Annotated in this window: 24 protein-coding genes; 11 read left to right on the top strand and 13 right to left on the bottom strand. The window is 63.3% G+C overall.

Annotated elements, in window-relative coordinates; translation table 11 throughout:
* Positions 1-12 precede the first annotated feature (12 nt).
* Positions 13-1191 carry a hypothetical protein gene (locus QA649_RS07315; RefSeq protein ID WP_283023591.1) on the bottom strand — a complete coding sequence of 393 codons (1179 nt, stop codon included), beginning with the start codon at positions 1189-1191 and terminating at the stop codon, positions 13-15.
* 7 nt (positions 1192-1198) lie between these two features.
* Entirely contained in the window at positions 1199-2692 is a 1494-nt protein-coding gene (locus tag QA649_RS07310; RefSeq protein WP_283023590.1) for an FAD-linked oxidase C-terminal domain-containing protein, read from the bottom strand.
* A 229-nt stretch (positions 2693-2921) separates the two neighbouring features.
* Here QA649_RS07310 and cycA point away from each other — a divergent pair, with 229 nt between their 5' ends.
* Entirely contained in the window at positions 2922-3332 is a 411-nt protein-coding gene (gene cycA, locus QA649_RS07305) for a cytochrome c-550 CycA (protein ID WP_283023589.1), read from the top strand.
* A gap of 118 nt (positions 3333-3450) precedes the next feature.
* On the opposite strand, the gene QA649_RS07300 is transcribed toward cycA, so the two are convergent.
* Positions 3451-4407 carry an alpha/beta hydrolase gene (locus tag QA649_RS07300; protein ID WP_283023588.1) on the bottom strand — a complete coding sequence of 319 codons (957 nt, stop codon included), beginning with the start codon at positions 4405-4407 and terminating at the stop codon, positions 3451-3453.
* 329 nt (positions 4408-4736) lie between these two features.
* Here QA649_RS07300 and QA649_RS07295 point away from each other — a divergent pair, with 329 nt between their 5' ends.
* Positions 4737-4919 carry a hypothetical protein gene (locus QA649_RS07295; RefSeq protein ID WP_018648440.1) on the top strand — a complete coding sequence of 61 codons (183 nt, stop codon included), beginning with the start codon at positions 4737-4739 and terminating at the stop codon, positions 4917-4919.
* On the opposite strand, the gene QA649_RS07290 is transcribed toward QA649_RS07295, so the two are convergent.
* The 3 genes from QA649_RS07290 to ykgO form a co-directional block, all read right to left on the bottom strand.
* A complete protein-coding gene (locus tag QA649_RS07290) occupies positions 4916-5182 on the bottom strand; it encodes a hypothetical protein (protein WP_283023587.1) in 267 nt (88 codons plus the stop codon). The two genes, QA649_RS07295 and QA649_RS07290, sit on opposite strands and share 4 nt — an antisense overlap.
* 124 nt (positions 5183-5306) lie before the next feature.
* Complete coding sequence (locus QA649_RS07285) at positions 5307-5948, bottom strand: tetratricopeptide repeat protein (protein WP_018648442.1); 642 nt, start codon at positions 5946-5948, stop codon at positions 5307-5309.
* A 120-nt stretch (positions 5949-6068) separates the two neighbouring features.
* On the bottom strand, positions 6069-6194 hold the full coding sequence (ykgO, locus tag QA649_RS07280) for a type B 50S ribosomal protein L36 (RefSeq protein ID WP_006611362.1): 126 nt from the start codon (positions 6192-6194) through the stop codon (positions 6069-6071).
* A gap of 342 nt (positions 6195-6536) precedes the next feature.
* On the opposite strand from ykgO, the gene QA649_RS07275 reads away from it, so the two are divergent.
* A complete protein-coding gene (locus tag QA649_RS07275; protein WP_011090280.1) occupies positions 6537-7421 on the top strand; it encodes a 4-hydroxyphenyl-beta-ketoacyl-CoA hydrolase in 885 nt (294 codons plus the stop codon).
* A 69-nt stretch (positions 7422-7490) separates the two neighbouring features.
* Here QA649_RS07275 and QA649_RS07270 read toward each other — a convergent pair whose 3' ends face one another.
* Positions 7491-8225 (bottom strand): SDR family oxidoreductase, encoded by a 735-nt coding sequence (locus tag QA649_RS07270; RefSeq protein WP_283023586.1) that lies wholly within the window; start codon positions 8223-8225, stop codon positions 7491-7493.
* A 159-nt stretch (positions 8226-8384) separates the two neighbouring features.
* Here QA649_RS07270 and QA649_RS07265 point away from each other — a divergent pair, with 159 nt between their 5' ends.
* Positions 8385-8756: a helix-turn-helix domain-containing protein gene (locus QA649_RS07265; RefSeq protein ID WP_283025984.1), complete on the top strand. Its 372-nt coding sequence runs from the start codon at positions 8385-8387 to the stop codon at positions 8754-8756.
* A 114-nt stretch (positions 8757-8870) separates the two neighbouring features.
* On the opposite strand, the gene QA649_RS07260 is transcribed toward QA649_RS07265, so the two are convergent.
* Genes QA649_RS07260 through QA649_RS07250 form a run of 3 tightly spaced genes read right to left on the bottom strand, consistent with a single transcriptional unit; the run spans position 8871 to position 10542 of the window.
* Positions 8871-9572: an aquaporin gene (locus QA649_RS07260; protein ID WP_283025983.1), complete on the bottom strand. Its 702-nt coding sequence runs from the start codon at positions 9570-9572 to the stop codon at positions 8871-8873.
* 1 nt (position 9573) lies between these two features.
* Positions 9574-10062 carry a DUF3237 domain-containing protein gene (locus QA649_RS07255; protein ID WP_283023585.1) on the bottom strand — a complete coding sequence of 163 codons (489 nt, stop codon included), beginning with the start codon at positions 10060-10062 and terminating at the stop codon, positions 9574-9576.
* Positions 10063-10107: 45 nt separating this feature from the next.
* On the bottom strand, positions 10108-10542 hold the full coding sequence (locus QA649_RS07250; protein WP_283023584.1) for an ester cyclase: 435 nt from the start codon (positions 10540-10542) through the stop codon (positions 10108-10110).
* A 114-nt stretch (positions 10543-10656) separates the two neighbouring features.
* Here QA649_RS07250 and QA649_RS07245 point away from each other — a divergent pair, with 114 nt between their 5' ends.
* From QA649_RS07245 to QA649_RS07230, 4 genes are all read left to right on the top strand, one after another.
* Positions 10657-11268, top strand: coding sequence for a TetR/AcrR family transcriptional regulator (locus QA649_RS07245; RefSeq protein ID WP_283023583.1), 612 nt, complete (start codon positions 10657-10659; stop codon positions 11266-11268).
* A 164-nt stretch (positions 11269-11432) separates the two neighbouring features.
* Positions 11433-12164, top strand: coding sequence for a haloacid dehalogenase type II (locus QA649_RS07240; protein ID WP_283023582.1), 732 nt, complete (start codon positions 11433-11435; stop codon positions 12162-12164).
* Between the two features lie 37 nt (positions 12165-12201).
* Complete coding sequence (locus QA649_RS07235; protein ID WP_283023581.1) at positions 12202-12669, top strand: YbaK/EbsC family protein; 468 nt, start codon at positions 12202-12204, stop codon at positions 12667-12669.
* Between the two features lie 159 nt (positions 12670-12828).
* On the top strand, positions 12829-13662 hold the full coding sequence (locus QA649_RS07230) for an adenylate/guanylate cyclase domain-containing protein (protein ID WP_283023580.1): 834 nt from the start codon (positions 12829-12831) through the stop codon (positions 13660-13662).
* Between the two features lie 49 nt (positions 13663-13711).
* Here QA649_RS07230 and QA649_RS07225 read toward each other — a convergent pair whose 3' ends face one another.
* Together QA649_RS07225 and QA649_RS07220 are read right to left on the bottom strand one after the other, a co-directional pair.
* Positions 13712-14062 carry a hypothetical protein gene (locus QA649_RS07225; protein WP_283023579.1) on the bottom strand — a complete coding sequence of 117 codons (351 nt, stop codon included), beginning with the start codon at positions 14060-14062 and terminating at the stop codon, positions 13712-13714.
* Positions 14063-14157: 95 nt separating this feature from the next.
* Entirely contained in the window at positions 14158-15144 is a 987-nt protein-coding gene (locus tag QA649_RS07220; RefSeq protein WP_283023578.1) for a tripartite tricarboxylate transporter substrate binding protein, read from the bottom strand.
* A 149-nt stretch (positions 15145-15293) separates the two neighbouring features.
* Here QA649_RS07220 and QA649_RS07215 point away from each other — a divergent pair, with 149 nt between their 5' ends.
* Positions 15294-15551 (top strand): hypothetical protein, encoded by a 258-nt coding sequence (locus tag QA649_RS07215; protein ID WP_283023577.1) that lies wholly within the window; start codon positions 15294-15296, stop codon positions 15549-15551.
* A gap of 109 nt (positions 15552-15660) precedes the next feature.
* On the opposite strand, the gene QA649_RS07210 is transcribed toward QA649_RS07215, so the two are convergent.
* Positions 15661-16596, bottom strand: coding sequence for a LysR family transcriptional regulator (locus QA649_RS07210; protein WP_283023576.1), 936 nt, complete (start codon positions 16594-16596; stop codon positions 15661-15663).
* 119 nt (positions 16597-16715) lie between these two features.
* Here QA649_RS07210 and QA649_RS07205 point away from each other — a divergent pair, with 119 nt between their 5' ends.
* Positions 16716-17468, top strand: coding sequence for a 3-oxoacyl-ACP reductase family protein (locus QA649_RS07205; protein ID WP_283023575.1), 753 nt, complete (start codon positions 16716-16718; stop codon positions 17466-17468).
* A 35-nt stretch (positions 17469-17503) separates the two neighbouring features.
* Positions 17504-18202 (top strand): pirin family protein, encoded by a 699-nt coding sequence (locus QA649_RS07200; protein WP_283023574.1) that lies wholly within the window; start codon positions 17504-17506, stop codon positions 18200-18202.
* Positions 18203-18266 lie beyond the last annotated feature (64 nt).

Raw genomic sequence — 18266 nt, 5'->3', positions numbered from 1 at the left:
GGACGCCGTGCCTCAAGCCGTCGATTGGTTGGAAGCATCCACGTCCGTCCAATCGCCATTTCGCACGCGCTGTCGAACTGACTCTTGGTCGTCGACCTTCCGGGTGTGAACCTCGGCGAGGACTTCACCCGAGACGGCGTCGACATAAACGGCCCAGAACGAGGACGATCCGATCGTGCCCCGGTTGCCAGCGACCAGGATTTCCCAGAGGTGAGGGTGGTCGTTGAGCGACCTGAGGGTCATGGCTCCCATGCGCCCTCCGTCAAATCCGTCGGGAATGGGCCAGTCTGCCATGATCGCCGTGATGTCGGGGCTGTCGAGCCACTTTTCGGGCAAGTGAATTGCCCTCGCCATACGGTCCGTCGCGTAAGACGGTACTGAATCGGCCCTGAACGACAATCGGCCATCGTTCATGAGGACAGCCTGCACCGTGTCACCGCTGTCACCGTAGCGCCACCAGACCTGCCAAATGCCGCGACCTTCGGGCACCGCGGAGCCGAAGGTCGTCACCATTGTCAGGCTCCAGGGTGGCTTGAAGCGCGCCATGAACGGGGTGATGAGGTTCAGGGCCTCGCGCGCGGTCGGAGCCGGGTCTGGGAACAAGATCTTCCGATTTGGTGGAAGCTGAAACCGCGCCGCGGCGCCGGCCGGCTTGGTGCCGAGCTTGCGACCGGCCCGGTCGAGAAGGTCCTGCGTGTCGTTCTGCGCCAGATCGGGGGACTGCCATTGGTAAGCCGGAAGACCAAGCAGTTCACCGAACCGATAAGCCGGTTGCGCGCCCATCGCCTCCTCATGGTTGAACGGACGAAGCAGCGGTTCGAGCGCCTCCATTGCGACAAAGGGAGCGAGCGCGAGCGGATCGAACTGGTCGCGTTCGACCACCGGCTGCGGGTCCCACCAGCACGCGAACTGGACCAAGGGACGTTCCTTGTCCGCGAGCGCGAAGCTCCAGCCGTGATCCTCGGCATAACAATAATACAGGACCGGAAGGCCGGTCAGCTTCGCAAGATGATCTGCGAAGCGCGCTTCACCGGCACTCCGGTACGCGGCCAGGCCAGCGTAGGGAACGAAGGTCAGCCATCCATTCGCCGGTCCAAAGACGATGCCGGCGGCCTTGGCCTGGCGCAGCAACTTCTGCGCATCAATGCCCTCGCCTAGGCGAATATGATAGCTGACGCTGAATTCGCTCATTGCTGAGCTAGAACCTGGGAATATCCGGAAACGCCAGCTTCCCCGCATGCACATGCATGCGGCCGAGCTCGGCGCAGCGGTGCAGGGTCGGAAACACTTTTCCGGGATTGAGCAGGCCCTGAGCGTCGAAGGCGCATTTCAGGCGCTGCTGCTGGTTGAGATCGATCTCGGTGAACATGTCGCCCATGAGATCGCGCTTCTCGATGCCGACGCCGTGCTCGCCGGTGAGCACGCCGCCGAACTCGACGCAGGCGCGCAGGATGTCGGCACCAAAAGCCTCGGCGCGCTCGATCTCCCCGGGCTTGTTGGCATCGTAGAGGATCAGCGGGTGCAGATTGCCGTCGCCGGCGTGGAACACGTTGGCGCAGCCGAGCTGGTATTTTTCCGAGAGCTCGCGGATGCGCGCCAGCGCCTTCGGCAGCGCGCCGCGCGGGATCGTGCCGTCCATGCAGAGATAGTCGGGCGAGATGCGGCCGACGGCCGGGAACGCGGCCTTCCGGCCGGCCCAGAACAGGTTGCGCTCGGCTTCCGAATTGGAGATCTGCAGGGTCACCGAGCCGCAGCCTCTTGCGATGCTCTCGACCCGCGTGATCAGCTCGTCGACCTCGATCTTGGGACCGTCGAGCTCGATGATGAGCAGCGCTTCGACGTCGAGCGGATAGCCGGCATGGACGAAGGCTTCCGCGGCGTGGATTGCCGGCTTGTCCATCATCTCCATGCCGCCGGGAATGATGCCGGCGCCGATGATGCGCGCCACGCATTCGCCGGCCGCCTCGACCTGCGCGAATCCGACCATCAGCGCGCGCGCCGTCTCCGGCTTTTGCAGGATGCGCACCGTGATCTCGGTGATGACGCCGAGCAGGCCTTCCGAGCCCGTGATGACGCCCATCAGATCATAGCCGGCGTTCTCGCACCCCTTGCCGCCGATGCGCAGAATCTCGCCGCTCATCAGGACAATCTCGCAACCGAGCACGTTGTTGGTGGTCATGCCGTATTTCAGGCAATGCACCCCGCCGGAATTCTCCGCGACATTGCCGCCGATCGAGCAGGCGATCTGCGAGGACGGATCGGGCGCGTAATAGAAGCCGGCATGCGCGACCGCCTGGCTGATCGCGAGGTTGGTGACGCCGGGCTCGGTGACGACGACGCGGTTGTCGAAATCGATCTCGCGGATGCGCTTGAACTTGCCGAGCCCGAGCAGCACGCCGTCTTCCAACGGCAGCGCGCCGCCCGACAGCGACGTGCCGGAGCCGCGCGGCACCACCTTGATGCCGTGCGCGGCACAATATTTCAGGACGAGCGAGACCTGCTCGGTCGTATCGGGCAGCACCACGACCATCGGCGGCTGCCGATAGGCGGTCAGCCCGTCGGATTCATAGGCCCGCATCTCGGCGGCACTGTCGATCACGCCTTCGCCAGGCACGATCGCGCGCAAGGCGGCGACGATCTCGCTGCGACGCGCCAGCACTTTCTGGTCGCTCGCGGGCATCATGATGGCCATATTACGAAGCCTTCGTCCGACGGAGGAAATTGTCCCGGCAAATCAATCATGTCTTGCCGTCTTTGGGTAGGGTCCTCCGAAGGTCGCATTGCTTTGTTGCAGCGCAAGTTCTCTCTGGGGCAAGTCGGCTATCAGGAAACCTGTCAAAGTTTCGCGGCTTGTCCACCTGCAGCGGACCTGCCAAAACCACGACCCTCCATCTGACCCGGGAAGAGACGAAGAGCACCCTATGACAAAACTGACTTTCGGCGCGCTGGTTGCCCTCGCCATGACGGCCGCAGCGTCCACCGCCATATCGTCCAAAGCGATGGCGCAGGACGCAGCCGCGGGCAAGACGTCGTTCAACAAGTGCCTGGCGTGCCACGCGATCGGCGAAGGCGCCAAGAACAAGGTCGGCCCCGAGCTGAACGGCCTCAACGGCCGCAAGTCGGGAACTGCGCCGGACTACAGCTATTCGGATGCGAACAAGAATTCCGGCATCACCTGGGACGAAGCAACCTTCAAGGAATACATCAAGGACCCCAAGGCCAAGATCCCCGGCACCAAGATGGCGTTCGCCGGCATCAAGAACGAGACCGAGATCAACAATCTCTGGACCTTCATCTCGCAGTTCGACAAGGACGGGAAGATCAAGCAGTAAGCGGGCGAACGGCGGCCGCCGGAGCTTCGGTTCTGATCGAATCAGAACCGAGGCTCCGGCTTCTTGTTTTGAAGTGCTTCTTCAGGCGAAGCCGGAACCCGCTCCGCTCGAAAGCGCTTTAATCGGCGGCCGCCTGCGCCGGGACGATGTTTCCGATCATCGTCTCGATCTCCGTCTTCACCAGATCCGGCACGGCGTTCTGCACCATGTGGCCGAGATCGGGCAGCACGATCAGCTTCGCATTCGGCACCAATGCTGCGAACGGGCGCGCATGGATGCTGGTTTTCACCGTCTTGTCGGGTTCGCCCGCGATGATCGTGACCGGCGCCTTGATCTCGCCATAGCGCGCGACTTGCGCGGTCACCGCCTCCTTCAGCGTCACCAGATCATAGGCATTGGCGATGAACTCGCGCGGGCGCAGCAACAGCGGCGTCGCGGAGTCCTGCACGAAACCATCCGGCATAACTTGCGGCAAGAACACGTTGCGCGCCCCGGCCTCAGTGACGAAATAACCGAGCGGCAGCGTGATGGTGTAGGCGAGCAGCGGGCCGATCACCGGCATTGCGATGAGCTCGTTGTAGCGGCCGACGCCGCCGCGCCAGGGATGGGTGACGGGGGCCAGCATCACGAGGCCGGCGACGCGGGCCGGATGATCGAGCGCGATCCGCGCGCCGAGCGCGCCGCTCCAGGAATGCACGACGAAGACCGCGCGCTCGATCCCGAGCTTTTGAAGCGCCTCGTCGATCATCCGCGCCTGGACCTGCGGCGTCGAATCCTGCCGCCGCGCGCGCGTGCTCCAGCCGTGGCCGGGACGGTCGATCAGGATCACGCGATGGTTCTGGGCGAGGCGGTCACCGAGCGGACGCCGCATCGCTTCAAGGTTGGAGCTCGCGCCATGCAGCATCACGATCGGCAGGCCGGGCTCGCGCGGACCGATGTCGACGACGTGAAGCACAGCGCCATCGACCTCGACCATGCGGCCCTGCGGCGGAAAGGCGCGTTGCACGGCGAGGACACCCGCCTGCGTAACCAGCGCCAGCAGAACCAGCGCCGTCACGACTGACATCACGATCATGGAGAGAATCCGGGCGATCCAGGGCACTTCACAATTACGAGCGTGGCACGTGGCAGTTTCGCCCCGGGCCCTTCGGCACTTCCACAGAAATTAAGGGGGCTGTGGATATGTCCACAATTGCCAAACAGAAAAAGCGAATGGAATCAATGATGTTGCCCTGCGACACGCAAGCTTCGGACCAGCTTCATGCGACCGTCATCGCGGCTTCCATATAATCGCCACGGTCGGTTCCGCCATTTAGGCGCGGGTGGGCGCCGATCCTCCTTGCAGCCTTCAGGGATGCGGGAAAGGCCGGCAGGATTTGTCCTGGTTTGAACCGGAGAATTTCGATGAGCTTCAGATCGAATGACACTGCAATCGACGAAATCGTCGCAAGCTGCAACGGCGACCTGCGCGGGGCCGTGCGGGCGCTGCTGCTGATCAACGAGCATCTCGAGGCGGAGCTTGCCAAGGCCTACGCCGCGGCCGCAGATCGCGGCCTCGCCGAGCGCGGCGGCAGCGTCCTGCATTAGTCCTGGTTCGTACTGTCCTCGGCCTTTTCGTCGTCGGCGGCGGGTGCGGGACAGGCGCGAATCGGGGAGCGGGCAAGCTTGGCATCGGCCCTGGACTTGTAGGGACCGTCGCCGAACCAGATATCGCCGATGATGACCGGATTGCTGGTCACGATGTCGCATTTGCCGGTGGCGCGATTGCCGACCACCCAGAACAGTCCGTCGGCAAAACTCATCGTTCCCGACGCGAGCAGCAAGCTACCCGCAAAGATCAAACGCTTCATGGCTTTGCTCCTGCGATGCAGGTAAGCCCGTGGCGGCGGCGGCAATAGACCTCAAAACGCCGCGCTTGCGATCGTGGTTAATCCGAAGGCGCCGCATTCCCTCAACAACTGATCGAGTTCGAGGCTAGATGTCGCGGCCTTCGACCTTCTCGGTCAGCGCCTTGACCTGGTCGGGGATCTTCTCGAGGTGCGGATTGACGGCCAGCGCCTTGCGATAGGCCTCGAGCGCACGCTTCTCGTCGCCGACCTCCTGCATGATCATACCGAGGCCTGCGAGCGCGCCGAAATGGCGGGGCTCGCGGATCAGCACCTCACGGATGTCGGCGAGCGAGCGGCCGTAATCGTTCTGCATGTAATAGAGCGTGGCGCGCCGGTTCCAAGCCTCGATGTAGTCGGGCCTGAGCTTGATCACCGAATCCAGCAGCTTGATCGCGATCTCGATCTTCTGCGCATCGACCGCGGTCTTGGCCCGCGACATCAACAGCGCCGCGGTGTCGCTCGGGGTCTGCAGCCAGATCGCCCAGATCCGCGCCTCGACATGCTTGGCGCTGGCCTCGTCGGGCGCCGCCTTCAGCGCGCCGAACAGGAAATCGAGATTCTTGCTGCGGTCGACCTTGGGCAGCTTGGACGGCGCCTCCGGCAGCTTCTTCTGCTTGCCGGGCGGGCTCGGCGGCTCAATCTGCTGCGCCAGCGCCGGAGCAAGGCCAGTGGCGCCCAGAACGAGAGCCAGGCACAGCGTGCGCACGAAAGGGAATCTCACTGCCATGGTGAAAGTCTAAACGCGCAAAGCCGCCCTTGCAAAGCAAAGGCGGCGTCAAACTCGTGTGAGACCGTGGTCTTGCGGGGCGCGCGAAGGCGACCGCGAGGGCAAACTCAGCCGCCCAGATCAGCCTTGGCGAGCCTTGAAGCGGCGCTGCACCTTGTTGATCACATAGACCCGGCCCTTGCGGCGGACCAGGCGGTTGGCGCGATGGCGACCGCGCAGCGATTTCAGCGAGTTACGGACCTTCATGGCAGAATCCTGAACGTTCGAAAGGCCGTGTTCGGCACTACCGTTTCGGCACGCGCGAATGTGGCAAAATGAGATCTTTCCCGCCGGCGGACCGACCGCCCGGGACGGGGCGGTTCTTAAGGCATGGCGGGAGGTGATGTCAATGTTAACTGCCCGGTTCCGGGCCAGCAAATTCTTGAAAACAACCCCATGCACAGTAGAAGCGGCCGGATCGGCCCGATTTAACTCACCAGAGGCCAGGCACAGCAACGACTTTTGGGGGCTGCGGTTTTGCTTCCAGCAACGCCTTGCCAAATTCGTTATATCATATAATCAATTTGGCAACCCGTCGGGAGGAAACCAATGCCGAAGCTGAAGCTGCCCAATATCGACGACGTCGTCGCCATCGACATCCACACCCATGCCGAGGAGCCCTGCGGCTGCCACGCCGACGACGGCTACGACGACTTCCAGGCGCAGATGGCGGAGTACTTCAAGTCGCCGAACAAGCATCCGCCGACGGTGCCGGAGACCGCGGCCTATTATCGCTCCAAGAACATCGCCGCGGTGATCTTCCCGGTTGATGCCGAGCGCGAGACCGGCTTCCGTCGCTACAACAATTACGAGATGCTGGAGGTCGCCTCCGACCATCTCGACGTCCTCATCCCGTTCGTCTCGATCGATCCGCACAAGGGCAAGCTCGGCGCGCGCGAGGCGCGCAAGCTGATCGAGGAATACGGCGTGCGCGGCTTCAAATTCCACCCGACCATGCAGGGCTTCTACGCCAACGACCGCATGGCCTATCCGCTCTATGAAGAGATCAACAATGGCGGCGCGATCGCGCTGTTTCATACCGGCCAGACCGGCGTCGGCTCGGGCATGCCCGGCGGCATGGGCATGCGGCTGAAATATTCCAACCCGATGTACATGGACGACGTCGCGGCCGATTTCCCCGACCTCAAGATCATCCTCGCCCACCCCTCCTTCCCCTGGCAGGAAGAGGCGCTGTCGGTCGCGACCCACAAGCCGAACGTCTATATCGACCTCTCGGGCTGGTCGCCAAAATACTTCCCGCCGATCCTGGTGCGCTACATCAACTCGATTCTTCAGGACAAGATGCTGTTCGGCTCGGACTGGCCGGTGATCACGCCGGACCGCTGGCTGTCGGACTTCGCCAAGATCGACATCCGCGACGAGATCCGGCCGAAGGTGCTCAAAGCCAACGCGCGCAAGCTGCTGGGTATCTAGGCGGGTCCTCGTCGCTGCGCATTGAGGGCTTCGATCCCGTTGATCGAAGCTCACGTTCAGACGAAGACGTCAGACCTGCGCCAGGCCTCCATCGACGAAGACCTCGCCACCGGTCATGAAGCTGCTGTCCGAGGACGCCAGGAACGCGGCCACCGCTCCCGTCTCGGAGGGATCGCCCACGCGTCCGATGGGCGTGGCGCTTCCGAGCGCATCGAACGCTTCCTCGCCGACCACCTCCAGCGCCAGCTCCGTCTTGGTCGGTCCCGGCGACAGCACGTTGACGCGGATGCCGGTACCGCGCAGATCAAGCGCCCAGCTGCGCGCCAGATTGCGGATCGCAGCCTTGGTCGCGCTGTAGATACTGAACTGCGGCGTCCCCATCACGCCCGTGCTCGAGCCGGTGAGGATGATCGACGAGCCCTTCGTCATCAGCGGCAGGGCCTTCTGCACCGTGAACACCAGCCCTTTCACATTGAAGTCGAAGATCTGGTCGTAGTGTTCGGGCGTGATCTCGCCCAGCGGCGCAAACGATCCGGTCCCGGCGTTGGCGAAGAGAATATCGAGCCCGCCCCGCTCGGCTTTCACCGCCGCGTACAGCCTGTCGAGGTCGGACGGGTCGGTCACCGAGCCCCTGACGGCGCGCGCCGAGGGCCCCAGCTGGGCAACGGCGGCATCGAGCGGCTCCTGGCGCCGTCCGAAGAGATAGACGAACGCGCCTTCGTCGACGAACCGTTTCGCCGCTCCAAGTCCGATGCCGGTTCCGCCGCCGGTCACCACCGCCGTCTTGCCCTGTAGTCTGCTCATGATGTGCTCCTTCATTGAGGTTGCACTGAGCTGGCGGCATACCCACCTATCGACAAGTATGCACCTTTTGGTAAGTGCCCAAAAATGTCGTCAGATCGTTCAGACCCCGTCTCCCCGCAGGCGCAAGCTCAAGCAGACGTCCAGCGTTGCACGCCAAATCTGCCCGGCTTCACCTGCGGCCTGGATGCGACTTTGCGGGTCGTCTCGGGCAAGTGGAAGCCGCTGATCCTGTACTTCGTCGCGCAGGACGGACCAACCCGTTACGGCGAGCTTCGGCGCGCCATCCGCGACGTCAGCGACAAGGTGCTGATCCAGCAGCTGAAGGAACTGGAGGCCGATGGCCTGGTGAAGCGGACAGACTACAAGGAAGTGCCTCCTCGGGTGGACTATAGCCTCACGCCTCTGGGCCAGAGCCTCGCCCACGCTCTTGTGCCGCTCTGCGCGTGGGGCACCGAGCACATGGCTGAGGTCAGCCGGGTCTTCGCCGATCGAGAGAACTGGACGCGGCCCGGGCGTCGGCCGGCTGTCTAGCTCGCGCGGCTCCTCGTCCAGGCCTGCTGCGACCCTGACTGCGGGGCCGCGTTGGCGCAACTCGCGCTGAACGCCGAGAGTCCTGGAAGCACGGACTAGATTTGCTTCAAAGGCTCAAACTGCGGCTCGTGCAGGCAACAGCCAGCGAAAGACAACGATCGCGGCACCGGCGCCGATGACCTCCGCGGCGATGAAGCCGAGAACGTCGTGTGGCCTTATGCCTGCGAATGAGTCCGTAAAAGCACGTGCGATGGTCACCGCTGGATTGGCAAAGTCGGTCGCCGTGAACCAGAAGGCACCGCCGATGTAAGCGGCGACAACGCCACCGACGGATGCCGGACGAAGCCGCGAGCAAACCCATACCGCCCCCAGCAGTCCGAATGTTGAGACGAACTCGCTCAACAAATTGGAAAAGCCGCTTCGGTCGTTGACCGAGACGGAAAAGACCGGCGCTGCAAACATTGCATTCGCCACACCCACTCCCACCAACGCGCCGACGAGCTGAACGGGAACGTATGAAGCCCCCGTTCGGAGGGGCAAATCGCCTCTGATGACGAGCGCGGCGGTAACCAGCGGATTAAAATGAGCTCCGGACACAGGGCCCAACCACTCGATCAGCGCATATAGCGCCGCGGCTGTCGCCAGTGCATTGGCAATGAGCGCGACAGCCGTGTTGCCGCTTGCCAGCCGGACCCCGAGAATGCCGGAGCCCACCACGGCAATTAGCAGAAAGCAGGTCCCGATCCCCTCCGCCGCGAGTCTCTGCGACAAATTGAAATCGGGAAAATGGGATGTCGAGCCCTCGCATGCCGTCACGTCAGACAACCTGAAAGATCTTGTAGGCCACCGCGCCCTCGACGAGATATCCGGTTCCGACACACACGATGTCGTTCATCCAAGCGTAGGACGACGAGCCTGTTTCGAACAACGGTTGCGTGCGGAAATAGTAGCGTGAGGGATCGACCCTGTAGCGCTTCGCCGGATCGGCCATGTCGGCCTTCAGTTCGGGCGGCGTGATCCACCGTCCACCATATGTCATGTAGATCAGTTCGTTATCGTCGGTACGTAAGGTCAGACGCACGTCGAGGGCCATCTCTCCGTTGGGCCGGAAGAGGGCCCAGTCGCCGCCGCCAGCAAGAACCTCACCGCGCACGCGCTCTCCGGCGAACGATCCCCCCGCGGCGCCGAACAGCACCCGCCTGCCAACCGGCGTCTCACCAAAGGAAAGACGTGGATTGAGATCAACGACTATGTCGAACAGCGGCACCGTCTTGATATCGGCAACAGGTCTTATGCGCGGATCCATCGTGCCATGCTCCATTGCGTTAACGTGTAATGCCGGCTCAGGTGACTAGAAAACTTCGCCAAAGAGCTTCAGGCGGACCTGATCGGTCGAGACACCCGACTGCGCGCACAGGGCCGAGAGATCGAAAAAGAAGTATTCGCTTGCAATGAGGTCATTGCGGAAGGTGAAGCGGATAAAGACCGGAAGTTCCGCGCGCTTTCCGTTGGGAGTGACCCCAAAACGGTCTCCCGTCATAGTCATTCGCACCTGGCCCCAGCAGACCAGCGTCTCGGCGTCGTTGGCGTGGCCGGACAGCACGACGTTGTAATCCGGGAACGACTTGAAGAACCGCGCCAGCGCCGCCTCGTTTTCCGCAAGTCCCTTTGCACGGGTGCCGAACGCGGGTCCTTCGAGCACCATATCCCTGTCGAGGAAGGTGAGTGCAGAGGCAACGTCTTGCCGACTCTTGGCAACAGCCAACCCCTGGGCCAGCACGAACATCCGCTCTCCATTCAAGGCAACCTCCTTCGGACTAACATACCAAAGACATTTGGCATACCGCATGTATGCAATATTCAATTTGCATGTTTCATGTCAAGCGGTATGTACGCAAACATGAATAAGTATTCTGATGACCAACGAACGCGCCGTGAGGAATATGCCGAAGCAACCCGGCAAGCGCTGCTTGCTTCGGGACGGGAAATATTCGCCCGCGAGGGCTATCAGGCCGCGGGCATCGAGGCGATTTCGAGGGCTGCGAGAGTGACGCGCGGTGCCTTCTATCATCACTTCGAGGATAAGAAGGCTCTGTTCGACGCCGTCGTCGTTTCGCTTCAATCGGACGCAGCTTCACGCGTGCAGGAGATCTCAAAGCGGAAGTCGAAGATATGGGAGCGGCTCTACAACGGCATCGACGCGTATCTGGATGTTTCGATCGAGCCTGCTTACGCGCGAATTGTGGTTCAGGAAGCGCCAGTCGTTCTGGGCAATGCCCGCTTCGCCGAGATCGAGGAGCAGTATCCAATGGCGCTTCTGAAGGCGACCCTGAGGGCGCTCAAGCGCGAAGGTGAGCTAGTCTTCGATGATATAGATTTGCTTGGACACATGCTTGACGCGATCATTTGCGAGCTGTCGATCATGCTTCCCATGTCATCCGACCCCAAGAAAACCCGCGCTCACGGCCGCAGAATCATTGAGGGCTTGCTCGGCTCGTTTCGCCGTAAATAAGCGTTGACTGGTACTTGGGGGGCGACGCTCCGAGTTCCGCTTTGGGTCCAGGAGCCGCCGGTCACGGTTAAGTAGCAGACTTCCGTTGTTCCCTGGTAAGCTGGCGACGATGCACACTCCCGATCGGAGTTTCTTGTGACCACACCGGCCCGGAAGGAAAGCTAATGAGCATCAAAGCCGTCGTCTTCGACGCCTACGGAACGCTCTACGACATCCAGTCGGTCGCTGACGTCACCGAGGATGCGTTTCCGGGCTATGGCGAGATCATCACGCAGATCTGGCGCATCAAGCAGCTCGAATATACCTGGCTGCGCTCGCTGATGCAGCGCTACCAGGATTTTGGCGCGGTCACCCGCGACTCGCTCGCCTATACGCTGCGCGTGCTCGGGCTCGCCTATGACAGCGAGGCCTTCGAGCGCGTGATCGAGAAATATCTGCATCTCGATCTGTATCCGGATGCAACAGACGCGCTTGCGGCCTTGAGGCCGCGAAAGCTCGCGATCCTCTCCAACGGCAGTCCGGATATGCTTGATACGCTGGTGCGCAACACCGAGCTCGACCGGCTGCTCGATGCCACCATCAGCGTCGATGCGAAGAAGATATTCAAGCCGAGCCCGCAGGCCTATGAGCTGATCGGTGAGGTACTCGGCACCGCGCCGGATGAGGTGCTGTTCGTCTCCTCCAATCCCTGGGACGCAGCGGGCGCAAAATCCTTTGGCCTCAACGTCGCCTGGATCGAACGGGTGGCGCCGGAAGCCATGGCGCTGGCTTGCGTCGAGAACGAACTCGTGGCACCGCTGACGATGTTCAAGGCGATCCGCACCCAGATGGACGAGCTTGGCTTTGCGCCGGACCACCGCGTCCGCGCACTGTCCGAGCTGGCAAGTATCATCTAGGGATCACCCAGGATCGCCGCCCGCCCGTGAGACTGGAATGAGCCTGGAATCCGTTCGCGCCTTCTTCGCAGAAAAAGCCCCCGACATCTCCGTCATCGAATCCCCGATCAGCTCCGCCACCGTGACGCTGGCGGCCGAGGCCTATGGTGTCGAGCCGGGACGGATCGCCAAGACGCTGTCCTTGCGGATCGGCGAGCGCGTGATCCTGATCGTCGCCGCGGGCACCTCGCGCATGGACAACAAGAAGGTGAAGACGCAGTTCGGCGGCAAGCCGAAGATGCTGGGACTGGAAGAGGTCGCCGAGATCACCGGCCACGAGGTCGGCGGCGTCTGTCCGTTCGGGCTGAAGGCGCCGCTGCCGGTCTATTGCGACGTGTCACTGAAGGCGTTCGACGTGGTGGTTCCGGCTGCGGGCTCGACCCACAGCGCAGTGCGCATCACGCCGGAGCGGATGGCCGAGCTGACTGCCGCCGAATGGGTCGATGTCTGCGAGGTCAGGCCGTAAGGCTGATACGACTCCGACAGCCGCGAACATACGAACTTTGGCTGGCAGCGCTTCATTGCCGGGCTGTGACGGCCTGCCGCCACAACCGGCCATTGGCCGCGGTGGCACCGGATACGATGCCTGATGCATTTGCCGGTCAAGGCGGCTAGCATGGGGACCATGGCCGACGACAAGGTGAAACGACGACTGACCACCGTGCTGTGCGCTGATGTGCACAGCTATTCTCGTCTCATGGAAGCAGACGAGACCGGAACGTTGGAGACGCTCCGGCGCTACTTCACCGCCATGGCGCGATTGGTCGAGCGTCATGACGGCCGCATCGTCAATACCTGGGGCGATGCCGTGATCGCCGAATTCGCCAGCGTCGTCGAGGCTGTGCAATGTGCGGTCGAGATTCAGCAGGAAATTTCGAATCAGGATTCGGACCCACCCCAGGTGAACCCGATGCGGTTTCGCATCGGCATCAACCTCGGCGATGTGATGGTCGACGGCACCAACATCTATGGTGACGGGGTCAATATCGCGTCACGCCTGCAAGAGCTCGCCGACCCCGGCGGCGTCGTGATCTCGAGCTCCGTCTACGATCAGGTGCACAACAAATTATCCGTTGGCTTCGACTGTCTCGGCCAGCGGCCCATGAAGAACATTGCTCCGCTGACCAGCTATCGGTTGACCTTAGGTGGCCAAACCGCAGGGCGAGGGAGCTTCGCGATCGATGAAAGCCCAACTCCCCGGGAGACAGCTCGTGCTCCGCGGATCGGCGACAGGCATGAGCCATCTTCGTCGACGAATGTCGTCTCGGATTGGCTAAGAAAGCTGCCCCGCCCGGTTGCGGCAGCCCTCACGGTGTCGGCTTTCTTAATTCTGATCAATCTGTTCACTGGCGCGCATAAAATCTGGTTCCATTGGCCAGTCGCAGCCATTCTCTTCGGTGTCGCCTTGCGGACGGTGCTTGGACATCGACCTGAATCGGACAGCAAGGGCGAGCGCTGAACGAGACGGCACGACCGCATGCCCGCGCCCATCATGCTCCAGTCAGCGCCTAATCGTCCTCATCGTAAGGCCGCGGCGGTGCATACGGAGGCGGCGGCGCATTGTTGTAGCGCGGCGGCGGCATAGCGCGGCCGCGCGGAAGCGGCTGCTGCGGCTGGGCCTGATTGTTCGACTGGAACACCGCGCGGCATGCGCTCGACAGAAGCGGCGTGTTCTGCTGCAAGCAGGCCACGATGCGGTTCGTGTCCGGAATCTGGTCGCTGCACAGGCGCCAGACATCCGGCGTGCAGGCCATCTGCTGTTCCATCGTGCCACGATATTCCTGGGCGGACGCCGCGCCCTGCGCGACGATGCCGCCGATCGCGAGCGCCACACCCAGCGCAATCCGCTCTGTTCGCATGTCCCGATCCTTCTCGATTCCCTACGATTCTCATCAATCAATGAGGCGGGAGCCGGTTCTGGACCAACAACAAAATGTGAAAGCGCGCCTGGAACCTACTCCACCTTGCCGATCTTCTTCACCGCCGCGATCAGCCGCGCGCTGTCGGCCGCCACGAATACGGAGAAGGCCGGCGCGTCCTGATAGGCGACGAGACTGCCCGAGGCCTCAAAGATCTTGAGCACGTCGGGGCTCGTCATCACCTGCGCCATCGCTTCGCGCAGGCGCGCCGCGATCGGCGCAGGAAGAGAGCTTTGCGCAAACAGCCCGGCCCAGATGTACATCTCGACGTCCTTGTAGCCGAGCTCCTGGAAGGTCGGCACGTCAGGGAAGCTCGCGATGCGCTGCGCGCCGCAATTGCCGAGCACGCGCAGCTTGCCGTCCTCGACCTGCGGCTTCAGCGTCCCCGGTGCCGCCGCGATCGCCTGTACGGTGCCGCTGAGCAACGCCGTGAGCGCAGGACCCGCGCCGCGGAACGGCACGTGCATGAGCTTGATGCCGGCGCTGTTCGCAAACATTTCCATCGCCACATGCAGCGTGCCGTAGGGCCCCGACGAGCCATAGGTGATCTGGCCTGGACGCTTCCTCGCATCCTCGACGAAATCCTGCGCGGTCTTCCAGGGCGCCGACGCGGGCACCGCGAGCAGCGTGGGGTCGGCCAGCACGCGCGCGATCGGCATGAATTGCGAGACCTCATAGGCAACGGGACGATCGAACAGCCGGTCGGCTTCGGGGAGCACCGCGAGCGAGGACAGCGTCATCAGCAGCGTATAGCCGTCGGGCTCGGCGCGCGCCGCCGCGGCATTGCCGACCGATCCGCCGCCGCCGCCTGCGCGGTTGTCGACGATGACGGGCTTGCCGAGGACCCGCTCCAGCGCCATCGCCACCGGGCGCGCCGCGAGATCGGCCTGGCCGCCGGCCGGGAACGGCACGATCATGGTGATGTTGCGCGCTGGATAGGCTTGCGCGAAGGCCTTGTCCGGCCAGGCAGCCCGCAGCAACGGCAATGCCGCAGCCGCGCGCAAGAGATCGCGTCGATCCATGGTGGTGCCTCCCCCAGATTTTCTTTGTTTCTCCGGCCAGCCTAGCGTGGCGGCCGGCAAGAACAAGTCGTTTACCAGGCCTTAACCATGTCCGGCCGGGTGCGGAACGCATCGGCGGACCTGCGGGTTGCCCTTCCCGGGAGGGAGTGATGCACAATCTTGGGACTATCGACGTCGCTCTGGACGAGATGCTGGTCAATCTCGCCGCGATCGTCTTGCGGCTTTCGGAGCCGAACGTGACGCGAACGCCGGAAGCGCGGCGGGCCCTGGCGAAATCCGTCCATCAATACGCGGTGTGCGCAGCCAACTCGACCGACCCGCGTGTCCACGAGTTGAAGACGCGATTGGAAGGGACGCTGAAGCCGAACCTGCGCATCGTCGCGATCAACGGCGTGAAGGTATCGTAGTCCGACACCGTCATTGCGAGCGCAGCGAAGCAATCCAGAATCCCTCCGTGGTGACACTCTGGATTGCTTCGCTGCGCTCGCAATGACGAGATCGTCGGGACCGCTCGCTCTACGCCCCCTTCACTTTCCCGCGCGGCCGCCGCTTGCACGTGCCCGGCAGCTTTGCCGCGAGGAAATCGCCGAGGGCTTCGACGCGTGCGGGGCGCGGGCCGCCGGGCGGGGTCACCAAATGCACGGCGCCTTCGGCCTGCTTCCAGTCCTTCAGGATCACTTCGACCGCGCCGGAGGAAATGGCCTCGCCGACGATGAATTCGGGCAGCTCGGCGATGCCGAGGCCTGCGATCAATGAGGGCATCACCGCTTCGCCGTTGTTGACGCGGAGCGGGCCGCCCGGACGTACGCTGGCCTGCTCGCCGGCCGAATTGGTGTAGTGCCAGATGTTGGGCGTCGACATGTAGGCGTAGCTGAAGCATCTGTGCTCGGCGAGATGCATCGGATGCGTCGGGCGGCCGTGACGCTTCAGATAGGACGGCGCCGCCACGGTGAAGCGCGGCATGGTGAAGAGCCGGCGCGCGATCAGCGAGGAGTCCGGCAGCCGCGCGATCCGCACCGCCATGTCAAAGCCCTCGCCGATCAAATCCACCGTCGCATCGCTCAAGTGAAGATCGACCGAGACTTCCGGATAGGCCTCGAAGAACTCCGGCAGCAGCGGCGCCACCGCCTTGATGCCGAATGTCATGGGCACCGCGAGCCGCACCAGGCCGCGCGGCGCCACCGATTGCGCCAGCGCCTCGTTCTCGGCCGCCTCGCCGTCTGCAAGCAGTCGCGCCGCGCGGTCGGCGAGCTTGTGGCCGGCATCGGTCAGCGCGAGCCGGCGCGAGGTGCGGTTGAACAGGCGGGCGCCGAGCCGCTCCTCCAGCCGGGTCACGGCCTTCGAGACCGTCGCCTTGGACATCGCAAGCTCGCTCGCGGCCCCCGCAAACGACCGTAATTCCACGACTTTTGCGAAAATAGCGAGCGCCTCGAAGTCCGGGAGTTTTGCCATGGGAGCCGATCCAATCGGGGTATTTCAGGAAACAATGCGTTTCAACAGTTTCTATTTCTATACCACAGGCGGAGGCTTATCCAAGGGTCAATCGCAAACCCACGGACCGGAGAAATCCAATGACCAAGAAGCTCTCAGGCAAGGTTGCCCTCGTTACCGGCGGCTCGCGCGGCATCGGCGCGGCCTCTGCCCGCGCACTCGCCGATCAAGGCGCTGACGTCGCCATCAGCTATGTCGCCTCGCCCGACAAGGCGGAAGCCGTCGTCGCCGAGTTGAAGTCCAAGGGCGTCAAAGCGCGCGCCTTCAAGGCCGACCAGGCCTCGGCGAGGGACGTGACGCAGCTCGTCAACGACGTCGCCAAGGAATTCGGCCGTCTCGACATCCTCGTCAACAATGCCGGCGTTGCAGCGGGCGGCGCAATTGACGACGCCAAGGCCGACATCGACGCCCTCGCCCGTCAGGACCAGGTCAACGTGCATGGCGTGATCGCGGCGATCCGCGCCGCCTCGCAGCTGATGGGTGAAGGCGGCCGCATCGTCACCGTCGGCTCGATGCTGGCCGACCGCGCCTCGTTCCCGGGCCTTGCCGACTACGTCGCCACCAAGGCGGCCGTCGTCGGCTACACCAAGGGCGCGGCGCGCGACTTGGGTCCGCGCGGCATCACCGTCAACGTGGTGCAGCCCGGCTCGATCAACACCGACATGAATCCGGATGACGACCGCGATTTCGCGGAGGCCCAGCGCAAGCAGCACGCGCTGCAGCGCTTCGGCCGGCCCGAGGAAGTCGCCGCCGGCGTGGTCTTCCTCGCAAGCCCGGAAGCCTCCTTCGTCACCGGCACGGTGCTCAATGTCGACGGCGGGTTTGGCGCGTAACGCCAAACCCCTCCCCTCCAATCAGGACCACTTCAATGATCGAACTCAGACCTTTCGCAAAACTCGGCGGCGCCGACCACGGCTGGCTCAAGGCCAAGCACCATTTCTCCTTCGCAAGCCACTATGACCCGAACAACATGGGACATGGCGCCTTGCGGGTGTGGAACGACGACGAGATCGCGCCGAACACCGGCTTTCCCGCCCATCCCCACGCCAACATGGAGATCATCACCTATGTGCGCGAGGGCGCGATCACGCACCAGGACAGCCTCGGCAACGAGGGCCGCACTGAAGCGGGCGACGTGCAGGTGATGAGCGCCGGCAGCGGCATCCGCCACTCCGAATACAATCTCGAGCCGACCAAGACGCGGATCTTCCAGATCTGGATCGAGCCGACCACGCGCGGCGGCCAGCCGACCTGGGGCTCGAAGCCTTTCCCCAAGGCGGATCGCTCCGGCAAGCTCGTCACCATCGCGAGCGGCTTCGAGGATGACACGGACGCGCTGCCGATTCGCGCCGATGCGCGGGTGCTCGCCACCACGCTGAAGGCGGGCGAGAGCGCTGAGTACGCGCCGCAGAAGTCGCGGCATCTCTACCTCGTGCCCGCGGCGGGTTCCGTCGAGATCAACGGCGTGCGCGTCAACGCCCGCGACGGCGCCGCGATCCGCGACGAGGCCAGGCTGAAGATCACCGCTCTCGAAGACTCCGAGCTCGTGCTGGTCGACGCGGCGTAAGCGGCAGCGGGCGACATCATCTGCCGTCATTCCGGGATGGCGCGAAGCGCCAGACCCGGAATCT

The organism is Bradyrhizobium sp. CB1717 (assembly GCF_029714325.1).
In the GTDB taxonomy this organism is placed as follows: Bacteria; Pseudomonadota; Alphaproteobacteria; order Rhizobiales; family Xanthobacteraceae; genus Bradyrhizobium.
Note: the sequence above shows the minus strand (reverse complement) of the source record. Positions and strands in the feature narration are given on the sequence as shown.

What these genes read in the sequence shown, in the direction of transcription:
- ykgO (WP_006611362.1), bottom strand. Translation starts at nt 6,194, where the DNA reads ATGAAGGTCCGTAACTCGCTGAAATCGCTGCGCGGTCGCCATCGCGCC.
- QA649_RS07290 (WP_283023587.1), bottom strand. Translation starts at nt 5,182, where the DNA reads ATGAAGCGTTTGATCTTTGCGGGTAGCTTGCTGCTCGCGTCGGGAACG.
- QA649_RS07200 (WP_283023574.1), top strand. Translation starts at nt 17,504, where the DNA reads ATGATCGAACTCAGACCTTTCGCAAAACTCGGCGGCGCCGACCACGGC.
- QA649_RS07255 (WP_283023585.1), bottom strand. Translation starts at nt 10,062, where the DNA reads ATGGATCCGCGCATAAGACCTGTTGCCGATATCAAGACGGTGCCGCTG.
- QA649_RS07250 (WP_283023584.1), bottom strand. Translation starts at nt 10,542, where the DNA reads ATGTTCGTGCTGGCCCAGGGGTTGGCTGTTGCCAAGAGTCGGCAAGAC.
- QA649_RS07300 (WP_283023588.1), bottom strand. Translation starts at nt 4,407, where the DNA reads ATGATCGTGATGTCAGTCGTGACGGCGCTGGTTCTGCTGGCGCTGGTT.
- QA649_RS07215 (WP_283023577.1), top strand. Translation starts at nt 15,294, where the DNA reads ATGCACAATCTTGGGACTATCGACGTCGCTCTGGACGAGATGCTGGTC.
- QA649_RS07310 (WP_283023590.1), bottom strand. Translation starts at nt 2,692, where the DNA reads ATGGCCATCATGATGCCCGCGAGCGACCAGAAAGTGCTGGCGCGTCGC.
- cycA (WP_283023589.1), top strand. Translation starts at nt 2,922, where the DNA reads ATGACAAAACTGACTTTCGGCGCGCTGGTTGCCCTCGCCATGACGGCC.
- QA649_RS07225 (WP_283023579.1), bottom strand. Translation starts at nt 14,062, where the DNA reads ATGCGAACAGAGCGGATTGCGCTGGGTGTGGCGCTCGCGATCGGCGGC.
- QA649_RS07220 (WP_283023578.1), bottom strand. Translation starts at nt 15,144, where the DNA reads ATGGATCGACGCGATCTCTTGCGCGCGGCTGCGGCATTGCCGTTGCTG.
- QA649_RS07295 (WP_018648440.1), top strand. Translation starts at nt 4,737, where the DNA reads ATGAGCTTCAGATCGAATGACACTGCAATCGACGAAATCGTCGCAAGC.
- QA649_RS07285 (WP_018648442.1), bottom strand. Translation starts at nt 5,948, where the DNA reads ATGGCAGTGAGATTCCCTTTCGTGCGCACGCTGTGCCTGGCTCTCGTT.
- QA649_RS07210 (WP_283023576.1), bottom strand. Translation starts at nt 16,596, where the DNA reads ATGGCAAAACTCCCGGACTTCGAGGCGCTCGCTATTTTCGCAAAAGTC.
- QA649_RS07315 (WP_283023591.1), bottom strand. Translation starts at nt 1,191, where the DNA reads ATGAGCGAATTCAGCGTCAGCTATCATATTCGCCTAGGCGAGGGCATT.
- QA649_RS07245 (WP_283023583.1), top strand. Translation starts at nt 10,657, where the DNA reads ATGAATAAGTATTCTGATGACCAACGAACGCGCCGTGAGGAATATGCC.
- QA649_RS07270 (WP_283023586.1), bottom strand. Translation starts at nt 8,225, where the DNA reads ATGAGCAGACTACAGGGCAAGACGGCGGTGGTGACCGGCGGCGGAACC.
- QA649_RS07235 (WP_283023581.1), top strand. Translation starts at nt 12,202, where the DNA reads ATGAGCCTGGAATCCGTTCGCGCCTTCTTCGCAGAAAAAGCCCCCGAC.
- QA649_RS07230 (WP_283023580.1), top strand. Translation starts at nt 12,829, where the DNA reads ATGGCCGACGACAAGGTGAAACGACGACTGACCACCGTGCTGTGCGCT.
- QA649_RS07240 (WP_283023582.1), top strand. Translation starts at nt 11,433, where the DNA reads ATGAGCATCAAAGCCGTCGTCTTCGACGCCTACGGAACGCTCTACGAC.
- QA649_RS07205 (WP_283023575.1), top strand. Translation starts at nt 16,716, where the DNA reads ATGACCAAGAAGCTCTCAGGCAAGGTTGCCCTCGTTACCGGCGGCTCG.
- QA649_RS07275 (WP_011090280.1), top strand. Translation starts at nt 6,537, where the DNA reads ATGCCGAAGCTGAAGCTGCCCAATATCGACGACGTCGTCGCCATCGAC.